Annotated in this window: 20 protein-coding genes and 1 pseudogene; all 21 read left to right on the forward strand. The window is 38.9% G+C overall.

Annotated features, from left to right (window positions below; genetic code table 11):
• The first annotated feature begins 131 nt into the window (after positions 1–131).
• Positions 132–260 (forward strand): hypothetical protein, encoded by a 129-nt coding sequence (locus tag AAV96_RS18500; protein WP_264673816.1) that lies wholly within the window; start codon positions 132–134, stop codon positions 258–260.
• Positions 261–315: 55 nt separating this feature from the next.
• On the forward strand, positions 316–1,692 hold the full coding sequence (locus AAV96_RS03230; RefSeq protein ID WP_171249109.1) for a hypothetical protein: 1,377 nt from the start codon (positions 316–318) through the stop codon (positions 1,690–1,692).
• Positions 1,693–1,899: 207 nt separating this feature from the next.
• Complete coding sequence (locus AAV96_RS03235) at positions 1,900–2,136, forward strand: hypothetical protein (protein WP_046738306.1); 237 nt, start codon at positions 1,900–1,902, stop codon at positions 2,134–2,136.
• Positions 2,137–2,222: 86 nt separating this feature from the next.
• Complete coding sequence (locus AAV96_RS03240; protein ID WP_046738307.1) at positions 2,223–3,080, forward strand: ORF6N domain-containing protein; 858 nt, start codon at positions 2,223–2,225, stop codon at positions 3,078–3,080.
• A gap of 348 nt (positions 3,081–3,428) precedes the next feature.
• Positions 3,429–3,590, forward strand: a complete 162-nt coding sequence (locus tag AAV96_RS18115; RefSeq protein WP_155857122.1) for a hypothetical protein — start codon at positions 3,429–3,431, stop codon at positions 3,588–3,590.
• Between the two features lie 57 nt (positions 3,591–3,647).
• Positions 3,648–4,583, forward strand: coding sequence for a hypothetical protein (locus AAV96_RS03245; RefSeq protein WP_052750588.1), 936 nt, complete (start codon positions 3,648–3,650; stop codon positions 4,581–4,583).
• A gap of 11 nt (positions 4,584–4,594) precedes the next feature.
• Entirely contained in the window at positions 4,595–4,978 is a 384-nt protein-coding gene (locus AAV96_RS03250; protein WP_046738308.1) for a hypothetical protein, read from the forward strand.
• A gap of 3 nt (positions 4,979–4,981) precedes the next feature.
• Positions 4,982–6,055 carry a major capsid protein gene (locus tag AAV96_RS03255; protein ID WP_046738309.1) on the forward strand — a complete coding sequence of 358 codons (1,074 nt, stop codon included), beginning with the start codon at positions 4,982–4,984 and terminating at the stop codon, positions 6,053–6,055.
• Between the two features lie 10 nt (positions 6,056–6,065).
• Positions 6,066–6,422 (forward strand): hypothetical protein, encoded by a 357-nt coding sequence (locus AAV96_RS03260; protein WP_046738310.1) that lies wholly within the window; start codon positions 6,066–6,068, stop codon positions 6,420–6,422.
• A gap of 8 nt (positions 6,423–6,430) precedes the next feature.
• Entirely contained in the window at positions 6,431–6,868 is a 438-nt protein-coding gene (locus tag AAV96_RS03265) for a gp436 family protein (protein ID WP_046738311.1), read from the forward strand.
• Positions 6,869–6,876: 8 nt separating this feature from the next.
• Complete coding sequence (locus AAV96_RS03270; RefSeq protein WP_046738312.1) at positions 6,877–7,353, forward strand: phage virion morphogenesis protein; 477 nt, start codon at positions 6,877–6,879, stop codon at positions 7,351–7,353.
• A complete protein-coding gene (locus tag AAV96_RS03275; RefSeq protein WP_046738313.1) occupies positions 7,346–7,777 on the forward strand; it encodes a hypothetical protein in 432 nt (143 codons plus the stop codon). The genes AAV96_RS03270 and AAV96_RS03275 overlap by 8 nt, the downstream gene beginning before the upstream one ends.
• A 1-nt stretch (position 7,778) precedes the next feature.
• Positions 7,779–7,991, forward strand: coding sequence for a hypothetical protein (locus tag AAV96_RS03280; protein ID WP_046738314.1), 213 nt, complete (start codon positions 7,779–7,781; stop codon positions 7,989–7,991).
• Entirely contained in the window at positions 7,981–8,739 is a 759-nt protein-coding gene (locus AAV96_RS03285; protein ID WP_046738315.1) for a hypothetical protein, read from the forward strand. The genes AAV96_RS03280 and AAV96_RS03285 overlap by 11 nt, the downstream gene beginning before the upstream one ends.
• Positions 8,740–8,805: 66 nt before the next feature.
• Positions 8,806–9,357, forward strand: a complete 552-nt coding sequence (locus tag AAV96_RS03290) for a hypothetical protein (RefSeq protein ID WP_046738316.1) — start codon at positions 8,806–8,808, stop codon at positions 9,355–9,357.
• Between the two features lie 89 nt (positions 9,358–9,446).
• The gene (locus AAV96_RS03295) at positions 9,447–9,731 is read left to right on the forward strand and encodes a hypothetical protein (protein ID WP_046738317.1); all 285 of its coding nucleotides are present in this window, start codon (positions 9,447–9,449) and stop codon (positions 9,729–9,731) included.
• A 26-nt stretch (positions 9,732–9,757) separates the two neighbouring features.
• On the forward strand, positions 9,758–10,429 hold the full coding sequence (locus AAV96_RS03300) for a zinc ribbon domain-containing protein (protein ID WP_046738318.1): 672 nt from the start codon (positions 9,758–9,760) through the stop codon (positions 10,427–10,429).
• The gene (locus AAV96_RS03305; protein ID WP_046738319.1) at positions 10,422–11,015 is read left to right on the forward strand and encodes a hypothetical protein; all 594 of its coding nucleotides are present in this window, start codon (positions 10,422–10,424) and stop codon (positions 11,013–11,015) included. The genes AAV96_RS03300 and AAV96_RS03305 overlap by 8 nt, the downstream gene beginning before the upstream one ends.
• Before the next feature lie 531 nt (positions 11,016–11,546).
• Positions 11,547–15,236, forward strand: a complete 3,690-nt coding sequence (locus AAV96_RS03310) for a tape measure protein (protein ID WP_046738320.1) — start codon at positions 11,547–11,549, stop codon at positions 15,234–15,236.
• Positions 15,236–15,655, forward strand: coding sequence for a hypothetical protein (locus AAV96_RS03315; protein ID WP_046738321.1), 420 nt, complete (start codon positions 15,236–15,238; stop codon positions 15,653–15,655). The genes AAV96_RS03310 and AAV96_RS03315 overlap by 1 nt, the downstream gene beginning before the upstream one ends.
• Positions 15,645–17,168, forward strand: a pseudogene (locus tag AAV96_RS03320) (hypothetical protein); the annotation flags it as partial. The gene AAV96_RS03315 and the pseudogene AAV96_RS03320, both read left to right, overlap by 11 nt.
• Between the last annotated feature and the right edge of the window lie 17 nt (positions 17,169–17,185).

Consider the following 17,185-nt stretch of genomic DNA (forward strand, 5'->3'; position numbering starts at 1 on the left):
TTGCTTTTATAAATAGCAAAAAGCCAAGAATTCGCAGTTCTTGGCTTTTTTGTTTCCAACCCTTAACGACAATAAGGATCAGAACATTGAGTAAAGATAACAAATTTTCATTTAGGTTTCTAGGAGCGACGATGGAAGCTATGAATTTAAAGCCTGAGAGTTTTATCAAAATATTTTGGCATATTGCCCTAATTATAGGGTTTATTATGATTGTGAAGTTTTTGATTCGTGTGGCAAGTTTTTATATTGGTTTAGCTTGATAGGTTATTGGTATTTATGCAATATTTGCTTCAAATCACAATATGTATTTTAAAGATGAAGCAAAAAGATCTATTTAATGAACTTATTTTGGAATTAGTTAAATGTAATTTTCAAGAAAAAATGGATTTTCAAAACGACTTTGGTGGAATGCAAACTTCGGATAGTGGTCAACCTATTTTCTTAAGTAAGAAGGCCGCAACCTTTATTAATACTTTTTCTCAAGTCTTGTATGACAATTTTAGACAAAAGGAAAAAATTGATTATCAGGTATTTAATCAAGTTGTCACTAAAAAAATAGCTAATTATGTAACCGCTAATGACTTTGATATAGAAACTATTGAAGGAAATAGAAAAAATTTACAAGATTGTATTGAGAAAGAATTTGAGGATATTGAAAACACCAAAATTATTCATCATTTCCCAGCAGCGACTTTAAACTTAAATATTGAGAAATCAATTATTCTCGGTTGTGTTCATATACATAGTATAAAGAATTGGCTTGAAACTGTAGATTTTTCATCTAAAACTAAGCAATGGTATAAAAGCAAGAATAATAATGAGCTATGGAAGAATGATGTTCTTAATTGTTTAGAAAAGAGTTTAGCTGAAAATGAAATTGATGGACTTGCAGAAGCTGTTTATCACACGGTGAAGAATTCTAACTCTATCATTTCTGTTGAAATAAGTGGTTATGAGAAGAAACTTTCTGAAAAATTTGCTCGGCAGGTATGTAAGACATCATTGGATATGTTGTCATTAATTTTAGCAGACCAGCGAGTTTTTTATAATAATGTACTTCAATTAGAACGATTACCATCTTTGAGATATGGTGAGTTTACAGAAAAAAATGGTTTTTTAAATTTACCATCTTCGGGAATCAGTAAAGCATTTCTTCCCCCTCTGGAGGATAAAGATTATGAACATATTAAGAGTTTGATTGAAAGGATGTTAAATCCTTATTCATTTATTATTAATGGATTAGTACATCCAACTACTGTTAATTGTCCTAATTTAGTAAGTAAATGGGTATTTGCATTAAATTGGTATGCTGAAGGTATGCGTGAATCAAATGATGCTATTGCCGTAGCAAAATTAGCTAGCTGCTTAGATACATTAAGCTCTAGTGGAAAACTTGCTGGAATTAAACAAGTGCTATGTAATGTCTATGAATGCGAGGATGATCATATTCTTTTTGGTGAAAAAGAATTGAATCCAATTACGATTCATAATTTTGTCAAAAGATTTTATGATGATGGACGATCTAGGATTTTACACGGCACATTAGAAAGCATGTTAGAGTCATTTGAGGCTGATAGAAATAGGTTGGCAAAAATCGCTAGATGGGTATTGTTAGAACTTGCAAATCGCTTAAGTGTTTATAAAGGCGAAGATACAGACAAAGCATTTCGCATCATGAAGTATGATACTTAAAGCACCTTTATGTGCTTTTTTATTTTTTAAAATATAAATTTACTTATATTGTCTATGCCTTTTACGCATAAACAACTATAAAGATATGCATAAAGGCATAATTCGCCTATAAAATTATGCGTAAAAGCATAAGTTTGGCTATAATTCCGATAGTTTTATAGGTTTTACTATAAGTTTCATTTTTTACTTTTGAATCGAGAATTCGCAGTGAGTAGAGTAGAACAGATTGGTTCTCGTTTGTATGGTTCATCTTGGCAAGCTCAGATTGCCAACGAACTAAAAAATGAAGATGGAGAAGGTATCGCACGCCAAACAGTTCAAAGCTGGCATAAAAGAGATACGCTTCCTCAGTGGGCAATTGACCAATTAATTGAAATTGCAAAGCAACGTGAATCAGAAGTAATGCAAGCAATTAAATTATTAGCGGAAATAAATGAGCAGTAAATCGCTCTATTGATTATGCAGTCATTTGACTGCATAATGTGTTTATAAGGCAGCAAAAAGTTGCAGCCGTTACCTTGAGGTAGATTATGAACACTGTTGCAAACATCAATAATAAACAAATTTCGGTTATTAATTTTAAATCCATACCAGTTGTTACCTCAGCTATGCTTGCTGATTTGTACGGTTCTGATACAGGCAATATCAAACAAAATTATTCTCGAAATAAAGAGCGTTTCATTCAAGACAAACACTTTTTTAAACTCGAAGGCATTGAATTAAGAGCATTTAAAGACTGGGTGACTTTAAGTCACTCAGTTGAAATAAGTAAAAATACCCGAACTTTGATTCTTTGGACAGAACGCGGCGCAGCCCGCCATGCCAAAATGCTCGATACAGATCAAGCATGGGAAGTATTTGAACAACTTGAAGACTGTTATTTCCATCGTCAGGAAATTCTCGCCAAAACACATAAGTCTGAACGCGAGCCATTAACTAATGCAGTAAATATGCTTGTAGCAAAAACCAAGCATCTAAATTTTAGTGATGCCTATAAATTGGTTCACCAAAGATTCAATGTAAAGCATCTTGAAGAAATCCCATACGATACTATTCCTGTAGCTGTGGAATATGTGCATCACCTAATAGCCCTATATAGCAATGCAGATAAGAAACAGCAGTTTGACTCTAAACATATTGATTCATTAGCAAGACATGTACTCTGGCTTAATCATTGGTGGGCAGAGTTTGGAGGTTCAATTAGAAAGCTGAGCCCAGCAATGGGACATGGCATACATGATCATTTTAAATTTGCAGCCGAAGATGCTAAGCAGTTAGTTGGTAAGGACGTTTACATGCCAATCTTTGAACTAGCTCAATGGCACGATTGGCACAAAGGTGGAGTTGGATATAAAACCTTATTGGAATGTAGCTTAATTAAGTCCTGATTTAAAATCTTGACTACTGAACCAGTTTTAGGGTAATTTTTACCACACTGAATAGTTGTGCAAGCATCTAGTATTCATAGAAAAACTGCATACATTGTTTAGAAATATTTACATAAAAGAATATTTATACTCTCAACTCAAATGTGGAATGAAAGCCTTCCCATTGCGAGAAATTTTTTAACCACCTTTAGAGGTGGTTTTTTTATGCCTGAAATTACTCGAAAACAAACTGGTAAATAAATATCAGGATCTTAATCAAAAGGTTCTGAAAAGCAAAAAGCCCATGACGGCAATCATGAGCTTTTTTAAATCTCAACCCACCGACTAAAGTAAGAGGAGATACAACTTATGGCAGATTATATCACAGCAATTACAGGATTGATCAATATGACATCAGGTTTATCAATAGGAATGTTATCGTTTTATTTAGCAGCAGCCGTGCTATGTATTTTGGCTTGGAAGTCACCAGAATTAATTAAAGCGCTTCGAAAAGTAAAAGATGATGACTAAAATTAGTACATCAAATCCCGTACCGCCGAAAGGCGGTTTTTTTATGGAGAAACAACTGTGGTAGGAGATAAACAAACGCAAGACCCGCCAAGCTCAGCATTCCAGTTTAAAACGCAGCCTTTCGATATTGCTAAGCAAGTAGAGGACGGAAAGAAGCGTACCTTTACGGGTGTTGCGTATAGCGGGGAAGCTATACAAGGGCATTACTACTGGGGTGATGTGGTATTTGATCTGGACACTATGCAGATTAAAACGCCTTTAGGTGCTCTGATCGACCATGACACCGGACGGCGTGCGGGTGTTGTAACAAGTTTTACTAAGGATAACCAAGGTGGCTTAAAAGTCGTTGGAGATTTGCTCTCAAACAAGTATGGCCAAGAAGTCGCTCAAGACAGTGATGAGGGTTATCCGTGGCAGATGTCAGTTTATATCGATCCAGGTTCAATTGAAGAAGTTGAGCGCGGTGAAGTTGTTGTTAATGGCAAAACTTTAAAAGCACCTATCACGATTTTTCGCAACGGCGTTATTCGTGAGGTTTCATTTTGTGCACTTGGTGCGGATGAGAACACATCTGCAATAGCAGCAAGTCACACACCTAAACAATTTAACAAGCAAGAGGACACAGACGTGACCGAGTTAGAGAAAGAAAAAGAGGCGCGTATTGCAGCCGAGCAACAACGCGATACAGCTCTAAATGAATTAAAACAATTCAAAGAGCAAAAGCGTAATGACGACATCGCAGCACTTGAAACTGAATTAAAAGTTCAGTTTAGCGCTGAAGATAAAAAGTCTTATACAGAAATGGATGAGTCTGCTTTTACATTTGCAACAAAGCAGCTACGCCAGTTCTCTGCACCTAAAAATGACAAACAGACAAACAACCTCCAACACTTGTTTAAGCATCAAGCACAGGGCGGGAATGGTGATGCGAGCCTGCAACAGGGTTCAGCACTTGATCAAGCATTTCACCAGTTTGCCGCAGCACAAAAATAAGGGAACTCATCATGGGAAGCACAATTACACAAACAATTGAAAGTCGCCAACTTGTTGTTGGTGATGGTGTACGCACCGAAAACGTAAAGCCTACAACAGCAACGGCTTATAAACGTGGGGATCTGATCGCAGTTAGCGCAGCGAATGTTGCTACACATCCTGCGGTAACAAGCGGTGTTGTGGGAGACTGGCATGCCATTGTGGTTGAGGACATGACAGCGGAGCAATCCACTTACCATGCTGCAAATGGTCTTGAAATGCCAATCTATGTGCAGGGAACTTTTGATGTTGCAGTGGTAACAGTTAATGGTACCAAACTTACCACTAACCAAATGGATGCAGTCCGTGCACAGGGACTAAAGAACAAAATCGAATTGCGCAAAGTCATGGGGTAAATCATGAGCACTAGTTTTACATTTCAAAATGCACCAGTTGAGTTATTGGATATTCCTCAGTTGGTATTATTAACAGACACCACGAAAAAGGTGGATACTTGGTTGATGGATCGTTTCTTCCCACAACGTGTTTCTTACTCTAAAAAAGAAGTGCCTGTGGGTGAGTTGAATACAGCCACACCACTTGCGCCGTTTGTAAGCCCTAATGTTGCAGGTCGCCAAATCAATGTTGCTGAATCAGGAAAAGTGGGTTTTGTTAAGCCAGCTTACTTAAAGCCAATGGTGACTATTGTACCAAGTGATGTCCAAGATTCGGCATTAGTTACGCAATTGCGCCGTTATGGGATTGTTGCAACAGGATCAAACCGTTTAAGTGATGCAGAATTATTGCTGATTGATCAGGCACAAAAGGCGATTTATCTACGTCAGTCGATTGAAAATCGAAAACTGCTGATTGCCCGTGATGTGCTGCTTTACGGCAAAACCACATTTGCATCGGCTGATTTCCCTTCATATACCGTTGACTACAACCGTGATGCAGCATGTAACTTTGCTCCGCTAGTGAAGTGGAATCTGGCAAATGCTACACCTGTCCAAGATATGCAAAGCATGATCAATATTTCGGTTGAATATGCTGGAGTTGCGCCTAATCTGGCGTTGACGTCAGCTAAAGTTTTCAACGCCTTAATCCAGAATGATGAGTTTAAAGAAAAATTCATTAAGCCATATGCTTCAATTAGCGTGCCGATTACACCGACATTTGACGATCCATCTAAACCACAGTTCCGTGGTACGGTTGATAACGTACAAATTTGGACTTATGACGGTATCCACAATATGAATGGAACAGTAGAGCGTTTCATTCCTGAAGATTTCTTTGGTATGGTGACAGATGCTAATGGTTGGATTGCACACTGTGCGATTCAAAATATTGAGGCTTTTGGTCAACCTTTGGAATTCTTCTTGAATCAATGGCAGGAAAAGAATCCTTCAAGTATTCAAATGTTGGCTGAATCATCACCACTCGCCGTTCCAAACAATAAGAATGGTCTAGTTGGTGGGCGAGGATTCGTTTAAGGAGAGCTAAATGCCAAAGTACATTGCAAAACAATCCATTGGTCATTTTAGACCAGGTGAAAAAATCGAAGGGCTTGAAGATCAACAACTTCAAGCCCTTTTAGCATCTGGCGCAATTGAAGAATACAAGCCGCCAGAACAAACGCCGTTTGATGATTCAGCGGATGAGTTGGAAAAACTCAAAGGCAAGGTCGAGGATCTCAAGGCATCCAATAAGCAGCTTGAAACTGAAAAGACAACTGCTTTGAATGAGGTCGAGGATCTTAAGGCTAAGGTATCAAAACTCGAAGCTGATTTGGCCACGGCGACCGCAAAGCCTGCTAAGGAAAAACCAACGGCAGATAAGGGTGCACCAGAAACCAAGTAAGGTGATTTATGTACGCGACCAGACAAGACCTTGAGGCAAGATTTGGAGCCGATGAGATAGCTAATCTTGAAGCGATGCAGACAGTTCCAGGAGCGCTTGAGGAAGCGCTTCAGGATGCATCGGAGGAAATAGATAGTTATGTTGCAGTGGCATATGGCTTACCTTTGCCAAGCATTCCAGCAACGTTAAAACGGGTAGCTTGTAACATTGCACGCTACCGCCTTTATTTCCAACGTCCAACTGAAGAAATTGATAAACGCTATGAAGCAGAAGTGAATTTCTTAAAACGAATCGCGGATGGTAAAGCAGTTCTCAATATTCAGAATGAGCAAAATGAACTGATTGAAGAAAAGCCAAAGCGTAACCCTAGATCTATTCCCATAGGTACGAGTTATACAGGTGGTGTTTTTAGTGATGAGCAGTTGAATAAAATGCCAAGCGTGTAGGAGGTTGTATGCCAGTTGCTATATCAGTAACAGCGGATGGCGAATCACCAATCATTGCGTTGTTAGAGCATCTTATAGGCTATGACAAGAAAGCCATGTTTGATGAGATCGGTGCTTATGGTGTTAGCTCTTCAGAACATCGTTTTATCAATCAATCTGATGTTGATGGGAATCCTTGGAAGCAGTCATGGAGAGCAAAGCTACAAGGTGGTGAGACAGGTAGAGATACGGGTCAGCTACTATCAGGACTGCATCATAATGTGTTGGCAAACGGCGTGGAGTGGGGATCGGATAAAGAATATTCGATCCGTTTTCATTTTGGGGCACATATCGTTCCAAAAACGGCGCAGTACCTAGTTTTTAATGTCGGTGGCAACTGGCGTAAGGTCAAAGAAGTCACAAACCCACCACGATCATTCTTAGGCATTAACAAGGAAGATGATGAGTCGATTCTCAACATTATCGGGAGGCACTTAAGTGGCTAGTTTTTTCGCTGTACGTGCTGAAATTGCTGAAAAGCTCAAAGAAATTACTGAGTTTAAGCAGATTTATACACCAATGAACTCTGTCTCTGTGACGGAAATGTCTCAAGTTGTGCCATCTGCACACGTTAATTTTGTACGAGTACGTAAGATTGATGATGCGGGCAAAGGTAAAAGCAATTTACTGGGGCTTCAATGGTCTGTAACCGTGGCTTGTCGCAATGCAAAAGCTCAGTTGAATGACATTACAGCTTTAGCGGATGAGGCAGGTGAGTTGCTCAACAAGGTTATTCAACTGCTTTCAGGGTGGGAACCAGATAACTCAATTGATCCGTTGCAAATCGTTGATGTGAAAGACGGCTATGGACCTGCATTTGTCTATTACACCGTGATATTTGAATCAACCAAAATTATAGGAGCTGCTTAACATGGCAGATAAACAATACAAGGCCCTGCAACCTGTGGGGCGATTCAATAAAGATGACTTTGTTGCAGGTCTCAGTGAGAAACAAATCGCTGATCTACTTGAGGCAAAAGTCATTGTTGAAGTAGCAGAAGAAATACAGGCTGAAACTGAAACGCTGTTAGTTGAAGTGAAAGCACCAGTTAAACAAAAAGAGGTTAAAACTGATGTCAAATAAGTACATTATTTTGCGGGGCAAGTTCTATCTATCAAGAATTGCTAACGGTGTTGCAGGTGCAATGCGTCATATCGGCAACGTTCCAGAATTTGAGATTGCCATCGGTGTAGATGTGATTGAGCACCAAGAAAGTATGACCATTCATAACACAACCGACTTGGTTTTGTATGATGCCGTCAAAGTTACGTTTTCTGGAAAGCTTGAAGATATTAATGCTGAAAATTTAGCTTATATTTTGTCAGCTGATAACCATACGATTACGTCAACTACTCATACTGATCAGAATCTTGGTACTGTGGTTGCAGGGGATGAAATCAAGTTAAATGGTTATAACTTATCTGCGGTTACGGTTAAAGATTCCACGTCTGGTACACCTGTCACCGTTGCTACCGATAAGATTAAGCTTGATGCGAAATTCGGAACTATCACTATTACTGATGTAACGGGCTTAACTATGCCATTAAAGATTACATACACAACAGGTGAAGTGACAAATACAACCCTTGCATCTGATTTGGGTGCTGAATACGCCTTGTTCTTTAAAGGAACGAATAAAGCAACTGGTGAACACATGGCATTAAATTTATGGCGTACAACAAAGTCACCTGAAGCAACGTTCCCACTAATTCATGGTAATGAATTTGGTCAATATGACATTCAAGGCACGGCGTTATCTGTGATTGAAAATGAAGCAGATCCAACGTTAGGTTACTTTGGTCATCTCGTTACGATTCCGACAGCAGCTTAGACAACACATGCAGGCACAGGGGCGCATTAGCGTCTTTTTTCGTGCCTGTATTTTAGGATTTTTTCTATGAATGACTTTTTTCTTTTAAACAATGAATCATTGCCCTATGTATTCATTGATCAGAATATTGAGATTAAGCAGATCCAAGTTAAGAACTTAAATCGTTTTGCTCAATTTGCAGATCCGATTAAAAAGCTAGAAAGTTATTCAATAGAAACGATCACGCCGTTAATTGATTTGGATATTATTCAAATTATGGGTGTGTTTTCGTTAGCAACCACACTGGATGCTAATTATTTTACAGACCGTTTAGAAAACACAGAAGCTATTGCAGATTTGATTTTAAAAATCATTCAAGTGAATGAGTATTTCTTTAAGAAAGAACCTAAGGGCGAAAACAGCAAAGATTCCAGTTGGTTTAATGCGATTTCTTATCTTATTAAGCATGGCCATAGTGAGTCTGAAGTATTAAATATGTCATATGGTGCATTTCTAAAATATATAAAAGAAGCACAAGCCATAGAAAGACAGCAAATCAAATCCTATGTAATTGCAACCAGAGTGGCCAATCATGCGAAGAACCAAGCTTGGGAAAAATATTTGAAGCAGTTAGCTTAAAATCGAAAACATCCAATAGTAGGTTTTTTATTGTCACAGTTTCTACTGTTTGTTAAATTGTGTGGGATTAATAACAATTGGTTTACATAATGAAGAAGTTTTTATTTTTAGGGGTTGTTTCCTTTTTATTATCTACAAGTGTATTTGCACGTGAAACTAATTCAATGCGTTCGTCATATGAGCTCGTAACTGTAGGGGATAGTGAAGAAAGCCTGCTCCAAAAGATGGGTAAACCTAGACCGAGATTTTTTGTTTATGGAGAAGGAAGATTTTCATGTGCTGCGACTGAATATAAATATGATATTGATATGCAGGAGTATACAGTTTGGGTTTGTAAAGGTCAGATATTTAAAATTGATGTGAAAAATAAGTGAGAATAAAGAATAAGCGAGAGTAAAGAATGGAATTTACCAAGCAGCAATTAATTGGTTTCTTTGGAGTTTTATTATTATTTATTGGAGTATTTTTGCCTATTCTAAGTGTACCTATTATGGGGGCAATTTCATTATTTAATAATGGTAAAAGTGATGGAATGATTATTTTGGGACTTTCTGTTGTATCCACAGCTTTAATTTTTATGGATAAAATAAAATTATTGTGGGTAACTAGTGGTATTTCTACTGCTTTATTGACCTATGATTTTTATATGTTATCGAGCAAAATCAGCCAAACAAAAGCAGAATTAAGTGAAAAGATGCAAGGCAATCCTTTTGGTGGGTTTGCTGATGCAATGATGAGTTCCGTGCAATTGCAATTTGGTTGGGCTGTATTGTTTCTTGGGTGCATTATTTTACTGGCAACTCCAATTCTTGCAAATGGTGTTTTTAACTTCAAAATTAGCATTAAAAAAGAAGATTCATTCTCAGAAATTAATGATACTGAATCACCAATTGACGGCAAGCAACCCGAGCCATTTATAAAAAAAACAAATATTAAAGTTGTTAGTGACTCTTTTTATCACAACAATGAAGTTCAAGATGATGTTGCAATGAAATCATGTCCATTTTGTGCTGAATCTATCAGAATGACAGCTATTAAATGTAAGCATTGTGGAAGTATGCTTGATGAATAGAATTTATATTATTTTGGGTGTTGTTGTACTGGTAATGATTGGTGTAGTTTGGAAATCCAATAGTGATCGAAAAGCTAGAGAAGAAGCTTTAGCTCAACAAACACAACAATATAACCAAAAAATGTCACAGCTTGAAGCTGAAAATCAAGCAAGATTGGCGCAGGAAGTTCAAAGAAAGGCTCAACAGGAACAAGCTCGGATTGAGTATAATAACAGGGCTAAAAGTGAACAAACTAATTTTGAGAAAAATCATCAAACTATAAGTAATCAAGCTACTGTGGTGAATAAAGCTGAGGATGTCACACCCAAGCATAAATACTCAGATGAGGAGTGGATGAGTATTTGCAAGTCTACATCTAAGACGGCAAGAGTTATTATGAATAGCAGGCAAAAAGGTGCATCCATGTCAGATATGATGGATAGAATTATGGCTGTGGATACAGCAGTAGAAATAAAGAATATTATAAAACCTTTTATTTTAATGGCTTATAATAAACCTAGATTTAGTACTCCTGAATATATGCTAAAAGCAGAGGTTGATTTTGAGAATGAAGCTTATTTAACTTGTATGAGTGCTAGAAGTTGATTTATCTTGAAATGTAAACCCGCCAAGTGCGGGTTTTTTATTGTCAAAAAATTAGTAATCCTAATATCTAAAATTTGTCAAAACTTACAGGGGTGACATGAAGCAAGTACCTGCAAATTAGCATACCCCCTGTAGGGCATGACTAACCTATTAAACAATTTTTATCATGGAGTCGGTTCTAGCAAGTCGGCTTTTTTTATACCCAAAGAAAAACCCCGATGCGGCAAACATCAGGGCTTTAGGTTTCCACTTAACCGAGAAGTAAAGAGGAAAATAATTTCATATGGAACATATTAAACCATTATGGGAGTTAATTAAAGTGTCTATAGATAAGTATGGTTTATGGCAAACTATTTTGGCATTTATCTTATTGTTCTCAATACCAATATTGATATGGAAGCTTGATGTAATCATTGCAGCAATTAAAGCTTAATTCCATGTATTAATCATTAAATTTTTCAGTTTAGCCCTGTAATTATGTTCATTACCGCATAGTTACACGGCTTTTTTTTGCGGTAATTGGGTGAAAGCATGTCCAAGGAATTAGTATTTAAAGTTGTTCTTGAAGGTGATACAAAAGATTATGTATCAAATATTCAACAGTCAGAAGATACAACAAAAGCAATATTTGAAGCGATCAAGCAAGAAGCTGAAAAGCTACGCCAAGTATCAGCAGAAACCGCTAAGCAAATCGGTGAAATTGTGCCTGAAAGCACAACTAAAATGGCGAGTGCACTGACTCACAATTTAAACAATGCTACAACCGCAATTCAAAATGCAGGTATAAATGCAGGTGCAACAGCTAAGAATTTTGCAGAGTTTGGTCATGTTTCTGAACAGGCGCTTGGGGTACTCAAGTCTGATTTAGATCAAGCAAAACAGAAACTACATGATTTATCTACAACGAACGCTACACCACAAGATATTGAAGCAGCTCAACACGCCGTAAATGAATTAGAAAGGCAAGTTGAACAAGCTGATGAAGCTTTTAATAATTTTACTCAAGCGTCAAATCATGCAAATCAAGAACTGGTTGAAACAGAGGCAGCAGCAGGAAAAGCAGAAGCTGGGTTTACATTTTTAAAAACAACCATCGGTACACTTGCTGCTGGCCTTGCTGCACTTGGTTTAGGCTTAACCATTAATGAGCTAATTGCTACATCTGACGCAACACAACAAATGGCATCACGCTTAAGAAATGCCACGGATAGTGTTGAAGAATATAATTTAGTTCAAGAAAGACTTTTAGAGCTTGCTAATACAACGGCACGCCCTCTGATGGAAGCGCAAGAAGTATATCTTGCGACCGCAGGGACATTGAAATCATTGGGCTATAGTACCAATGAAATACTCACATTGACGGATAGTCTGTCATTGTCATTCACTCACAATGCAACACGTGCAGACCAAGCACAATCGGCGCAAGATGCACTAGCTCAATCTTTAGCAAAAGGTTCTGTTGATGCTGATGCATGGATGAGTATTATCACAGGTGCGGATAATGTTGTCAGTGACATGGCCAAAAGCACAGGTCGTGCAGAGTCAGAGATTCGTAAATTAGGTGCGGAAGGAAAGATCTCTGTAAATGAATTAACCAAAGCTTTGATTGATTCCAGAGATCGAAACTTTGAGCTTGCAAATGGGATGGAAAATTCCACTGCCGATGCAATGCAGAAAGTCAGAAATAATATTACTGCGCTCATTGGACAAATGAATGAGCAATACAATATTTCGAGTCGACTCGCTGGCATTATTGAGTTGTTAGGTGGAGATCTGGATTGGATCGCCGTATTATTTGATGACGTGATGTCAGCTGTTGATGCGGTATCGGAGAAGTTTGATGGTATTGATCCAAGTGTCTTTAATGCGTTACGACAAGCTGTCTCATCTGCTTATGATGCAGTTAAAGAATTGGTTAAAGTTGGGTATGAGCTTGGGGATGATGTTCTAACAGCTATTTATGACAGCATCAATAATATTGTTGCAGTGCTTGGATCATTTACAAGTGAATCAACAAAAGCAAGTGAGCAGGTTAGCTTTCTTACACGTGTTGGTCAGGGGCTAAGCATTACTTTTGGTGCTATTTCAGATGTTATTTTTGCTTTACGTCTTGTTGTAATGACTCTATCAGGCGTCTTTTACGATTTAGCTGCTGCAGTAAATATTGCGATCATGACCTTTACACTGGGTGATGTAAGAGAGCAGTTTGCTAAAAATGCAAATGACATGCGACTCAAGGCAAAAGGCTTTTATGATGAGGTTGACCAACTTGCTTTGTCTCATCAGTCACAGGTAAAAATGAGACTGGATCAGGCGGTTGAAAGTGAAGCGCAAAAAAATGCCAGAATCTTAGAAGAAAATAAAAAAGCCCTTGATGGGCTTTTATTAATTCAGGAGCAAGAAGGTCAGAATAATGAAAAACTTCAATCACGAAAATTAAAGGCTGTAAGTGATTATGTAACGCAGGCCGTACAAGCAAATGACGGCATTATTAACTCAACACTTCAACTAGAACTCGCTCAAAAAGGCTATTTTGCGACAGTAGATGAGGGTGGGAAAGTCGTCGTTACGCGTTTAACTGAAGCTCAACAGGCAACGGCAGCCGCAACACTTGAAACCAAAAAGCAAGAACAGTCTTTTAAGAACGCAATCGAAACAGGTCAAGCGTTAGGTGTTGATGTTGAGCAGGCCACCAACAAAATATCTGCTGGCTTTAATGATAGCTCTGGCAAATTAACTGCTTTTGCAGGTCAGTTGAAAGATGCAGGTATCACTGGTACTCAGGCCTCTGACATGATTTATCAAGCATGGCAAAAGTGGCTAAGTCAGGCTAAAAATACCGCCGAAATTGATGAGGCTAAGAAAAAACTCATGGAGATGGGTGTTGCTGGCCAAATTACAGGGCAACAACTGACTGAGGGTTTTAAACTGGCAAGTGCGGCAGCAAGAGACCTAAACCCCGCACTGAATGATGCAAGAGAGGCGGGAAAAGCTTTAGGTATTGATATTGATAAAACCGCAAATATCATGTCACAGGGGTTTGGTCAGGGAAGTGTAAATCTTGATGCTTTAAAGCAAAAACTGGAAGAGGCAGGCATAGTTGGTGTAGATGCTTCGCGCACGCTTTATGAAGGCTGGAAAGCTTGGCTTGATAAGGCTGATAGTCAGGTAGAGATTGATGCGGCTAAAGCCAAACTGATTGAATTTGGAAAGCAAGGTGTATTATCCGCTAAACAAGTAGAAATGGGTATGCGTTACCTTGATGAAGTGAATGGTAAGTTGCCTGCTAATATTTCTGAGGTTGAAAAAGCGTACAAATCCCTTGGTATTACATCAAGAGAAGAAGCTAATAAAATGGCAGATTCTCAATTGAAAGCATTTAATGTGATGATGAATAGTGGGACAGCATCAGCAGAAAACATCAAACAAGCATTAATCAATATGGCTGATAAAATCTATGCATCTGGTGATGCCGCAAAAATTGCATGGTATGAAGCTCAACTTTCAGCAAATGGACTTCAATCATCCGTTGATAGTTTGGGCAAAGCATCTGTTAAAACAATGGATGACTTATCTGACTCAGTTGATCGCGTAGGTCGAACAGCAAGGGGACCTGCAGCTGATGGATTCCGTGAACTGGGCCGTGTTGCAAGAGAAGAAGCAAAAACCAGTCTGCAAGAGTGGGAAGATGCAATGGCGAAGATTAGTGCAGAGCGGAAGGCTAAAGATGCTTCAAATAACCGTGGCTTATCAGATATGCAAGGCGGCATCGATCAAATGGCTGAAGATTATTACAACCGACTTGTTGCAGCGGGTATGAATGCAAGCCAAGCGAGAGACAAAGCCGATAAAGCGAAATATAGCTTAGCAGTCGAAACGACTAATTCGCTGAAAGGTGGAACCACTACTGGCTTAAATACAACTAAACAAGAAATGGAGAAAACACTCGCATACTGGGAAAGTAAAAATTCGAGTAATGCTGGTGGTGGATCTATTTCCACAGGTGGTAATAGCAAAGCGCCTGTCATCTCTGCACCCAATATTCAAGCGCCGTCAATCCCTCAGATCCAAGTTCCTAATATTGATGTTAGCCCGACCGATACGGTGAACTACAGTTTTAACTTTAATGGAAAAACTGCAAATTTCACTGGTGATTCATCTCAGAAAGATCTGTTAAACGATTTCTTTAATGAGTTAGAGCAAGCTAAAAAGGCGATGTAATGAGATTACAACGAAATGCAACAAATGAAACCGTTCCTCTTGAGAACGGTTTTTTATTTTCTGATGAGTTCGATTGGAAGCCAATTGAACAAAGCCAAGAACGTGCAATTGATGGGACTTTGATTGTTCAAGAGGGTAAGAAGAAATCAGGTCGACCTATCACCTTACTTTCAAAGACTGACAAACAAGGTTGGATCAAACGCGCTTTGCTCTCAAAAATCAAGGATTGGTCAGCAATACAGGGTGAGCACTTTACCCTCATTTTTGAATATCCACACGATACGCGCCAATTCAATGTGATTTTCAATCATGCTGAGGGAGCGGTTGAAGCAAGTCCTGTCCGTGGTGTCCCAACTGTTTCAGACAATGATTATTACCGAGCTACATTAAGATTTATTGAGGTGCCAGATGCCAATTGAGACCAATAACCTAGTTTTATATAAGTCTGAGCGTTTGACAGATACTTCAGACGGTGGCGGTAAGTATTCTGGCCAGATCGTAGTAGATGGTGAGAGTAACAATCTTTTTCCTGATGTATCGGAACTAGATCGAACTATGGGGCGTGTATCACTTCGTAAAATATTTCCAGCCATCAATAACAACGACACTGAAAGCCTAATGGGCTCAACCGTATTCATTTCAAAGAATCCTGATGATCCGAATGTATCAGCATTACTGTTCAGTACAGAAAGTCATATAGATGTGCGCTCAGGTGCAGCCAATCGGGTTGAAAACTATTTGGCCAAAGGCGGGCAGATTGCAGGGACACCATTGGATACACTTTGGCAAGGTATGAAAGTCATACAAGTAGCCATGTTTAAAACGGATACTGAAAGCGGTGTCGGTGATACGATCGTTCTTGTTTCAAATGAGGGTTTATCAACTGAATTTGAGCAGTATGTACGACTTACAAAAGTTGAAACACGTCTTGCAACGATGATGGTGGATGGCAATCAGGTTGAATATAAGTTGGGAACATATTCGATTAATGATCCGCTTGAACGTGATTTTGTTGGGCTTTCAGCATCACAGTGGTACAAAGGCTCTAAGTCGCCAACGATCATTCGAGATACGATTGTGGCTGATACAGGTAAATACTATGCAAGTGTAGAGCTTGCCGATGATGTCGCCGTGAATAGCTTTACCATCCAAGCGGCTTCGATCTTTTCTCAGTTGATTCCATCTTCACAGACAGAAACGCCTTTAATTGATTTAAATGCATTGAGTGAAAATGTGGCATTGGTTGCGGGTAATAGCGGAACCATTACAGCGCCGTTTACGACTAATGTGAACACGAATCAGAGTTTATACATTGGTTCGAGTGTTTTACCCGGTTCAATTGCATTCACCTTATTTGGCCAAGCCATTTCGGATAATGGCGGCACATTGCGTACATTGTCTGGTACTCAAATAGGTACGATCGACTATCAAACGGGCCATATCGTTTGGACCAATGCAATTGGTACGGGAACAGTATCAATCAACATCACATTTAAGCCCGCAGCGATGCCAACTCAGCCTTTTGAGTCTTACGCTTTACCTGTGACGGCCAATAATCAAGGTACAAATTGGACAGGGGGGTTGTTACCCATTCCCGCACCAGGTGCACTTAGCATTTCGTTCATGGCTCAAGGTAAGTTTTACACTTTAAAAGACAATGGTACTGGTCGCTTAGTCGCGGCAAATGATTCGATCGGCACGGGTAGCATCAACTATCAAACGGGTTCGTGGCTTTTAACCACAGGTGCTTTGCCTGATGTGGGAACACCCATTCTTTTACTTTGGGGCACACCGATTGCAACCTTTGCCCGTGCAAATTTACCTGTTTTGCCTGCAGCGATTGAGTTTGATTTAGGACAAGTTGCAATTGTGGCGAGTTCTGTTTCGGTTACATGGACCTTAGACGGTGTTTCTAAAACAGCTTCTAGTAACCCGAATCCTGTTTAAGC

The sequence above is a fragment of the Acinetobacter sp. AG1 genome (genome assembly GCF_001005525.1).
GTDB classification, from domain to species: Bacteria; Pseudomonadota; Gammaproteobacteria; order Pseudomonadales; family Moraxellaceae; genus Acinetobacter; species Acinetobacter modestus.

What these genes read in the sequence shown, in the direction of transcription:
- AAV96_RS18500 (WP_264673816.1), top strand. Translation starts at nt 132, where the DNA reads ATGGAAGCTATGAATTTAAAGCCTGAGAGTTTTATCAAAATATTTTGG.
- AAV96_RS03230 (WP_171249109.1), top strand. Translation starts at nt 316, where the DNA reads ATGAAGCAAAAAGATCTATTTAATGAACTTATTTTGGAATTAGTTAAA.
- AAV96_RS03240 (WP_046738307.1), top strand. Translation starts at nt 2,223, where the DNA reads ATGAACACTGTTGCAAACATCAATAATAAACAAATTTCGGTTATTAAT.
- AAV96_RS18115 (WP_155857122.1), top strand. Translation starts at nt 3,429, where the DNA reads ATGGCAGATTATATCACAGCAATTACAGGATTGATCAATATGACATCA.
- AAV96_RS03250 (WP_046738308.1), top strand. Translation starts at nt 4,595, where the DNA reads ATGGGAAGCACAATTACACAAACAATTGAAAGTCGCCAACTTGTTGTT.
- AAV96_RS03255 (WP_046738309.1), top strand. Translation starts at nt 4,982, where the DNA reads ATGAGCACTAGTTTTACATTTCAAAATGCACCAGTTGAGTTATTGGAT.
- AAV96_RS03260 (WP_046738310.1), top strand. Translation starts at nt 6,066, where the DNA reads ATGCCAAAGTACATTGCAAAACAATCCATTGGTCATTTTAGACCAGGT.
- AAV96_RS03265 (WP_046738311.1), top strand. Translation starts at nt 6,431, where the DNA reads ATGTACGCGACCAGACAAGACCTTGAGGCAAGATTTGGAGCCGATGAG.
- AAV96_RS03270 (WP_046738312.1), top strand. Translation starts at nt 6,877, where the DNA reads ATGCCAGTTGCTATATCAGTAACAGCGGATGGCGAATCACCAATCATT.
- AAV96_RS03280 (WP_046738314.1), top strand. Translation starts at nt 7,779, where the DNA reads ATGGCAGATAAACAATACAAGGCCCTGCAACCTGTGGGGCGATTCAAT.
- AAV96_RS03285 (WP_046738315.1), top strand. Translation starts at nt 7,981, where the DNA reads ATGTCAAATAAGTACATTATTTTGCGGGGCAAGTTCTATCTATCAAGA.
- AAV96_RS03290 (WP_046738316.1), top strand. Translation starts at nt 8,806, where the DNA reads ATGAATGACTTTTTTCTTTTAAACAATGAATCATTGCCCTATGTATTC.
- AAV96_RS03295 (WP_046738317.1), top strand. Translation starts at nt 9,447, where the DNA reads ATGAAGAAGTTTTTATTTTTAGGGGTTGTTTCCTTTTTATTATCTACA.
- AAV96_RS03300 (WP_046738318.1), top strand. Translation starts at nt 9,758, where the DNA reads ATGGAATTTACCAAGCAGCAATTAATTGGTTTCTTTGGAGTTTTATTA.
- AAV96_RS03305 (WP_046738319.1), top strand. Translation starts at nt 10,422, where the DNA reads ATGAATAGAATTTATATTATTTTGGGTGTTGTTGTACTGGTAATGATT.
- AAV96_RS03310 (WP_046738320.1), top strand. Translation starts at nt 11,547, where the DNA reads ATGTCCAAGGAATTAGTATTTAAAGTTGTTCTTGAAGGTGATACAAAA.
- AAV96_RS03315 (WP_046738321.1), top strand. Translation starts at nt 15,236, where the DNA reads ATGAGATTACAACGAAATGCAACAAATGAAACCGTTCCTCTTGAGAAC.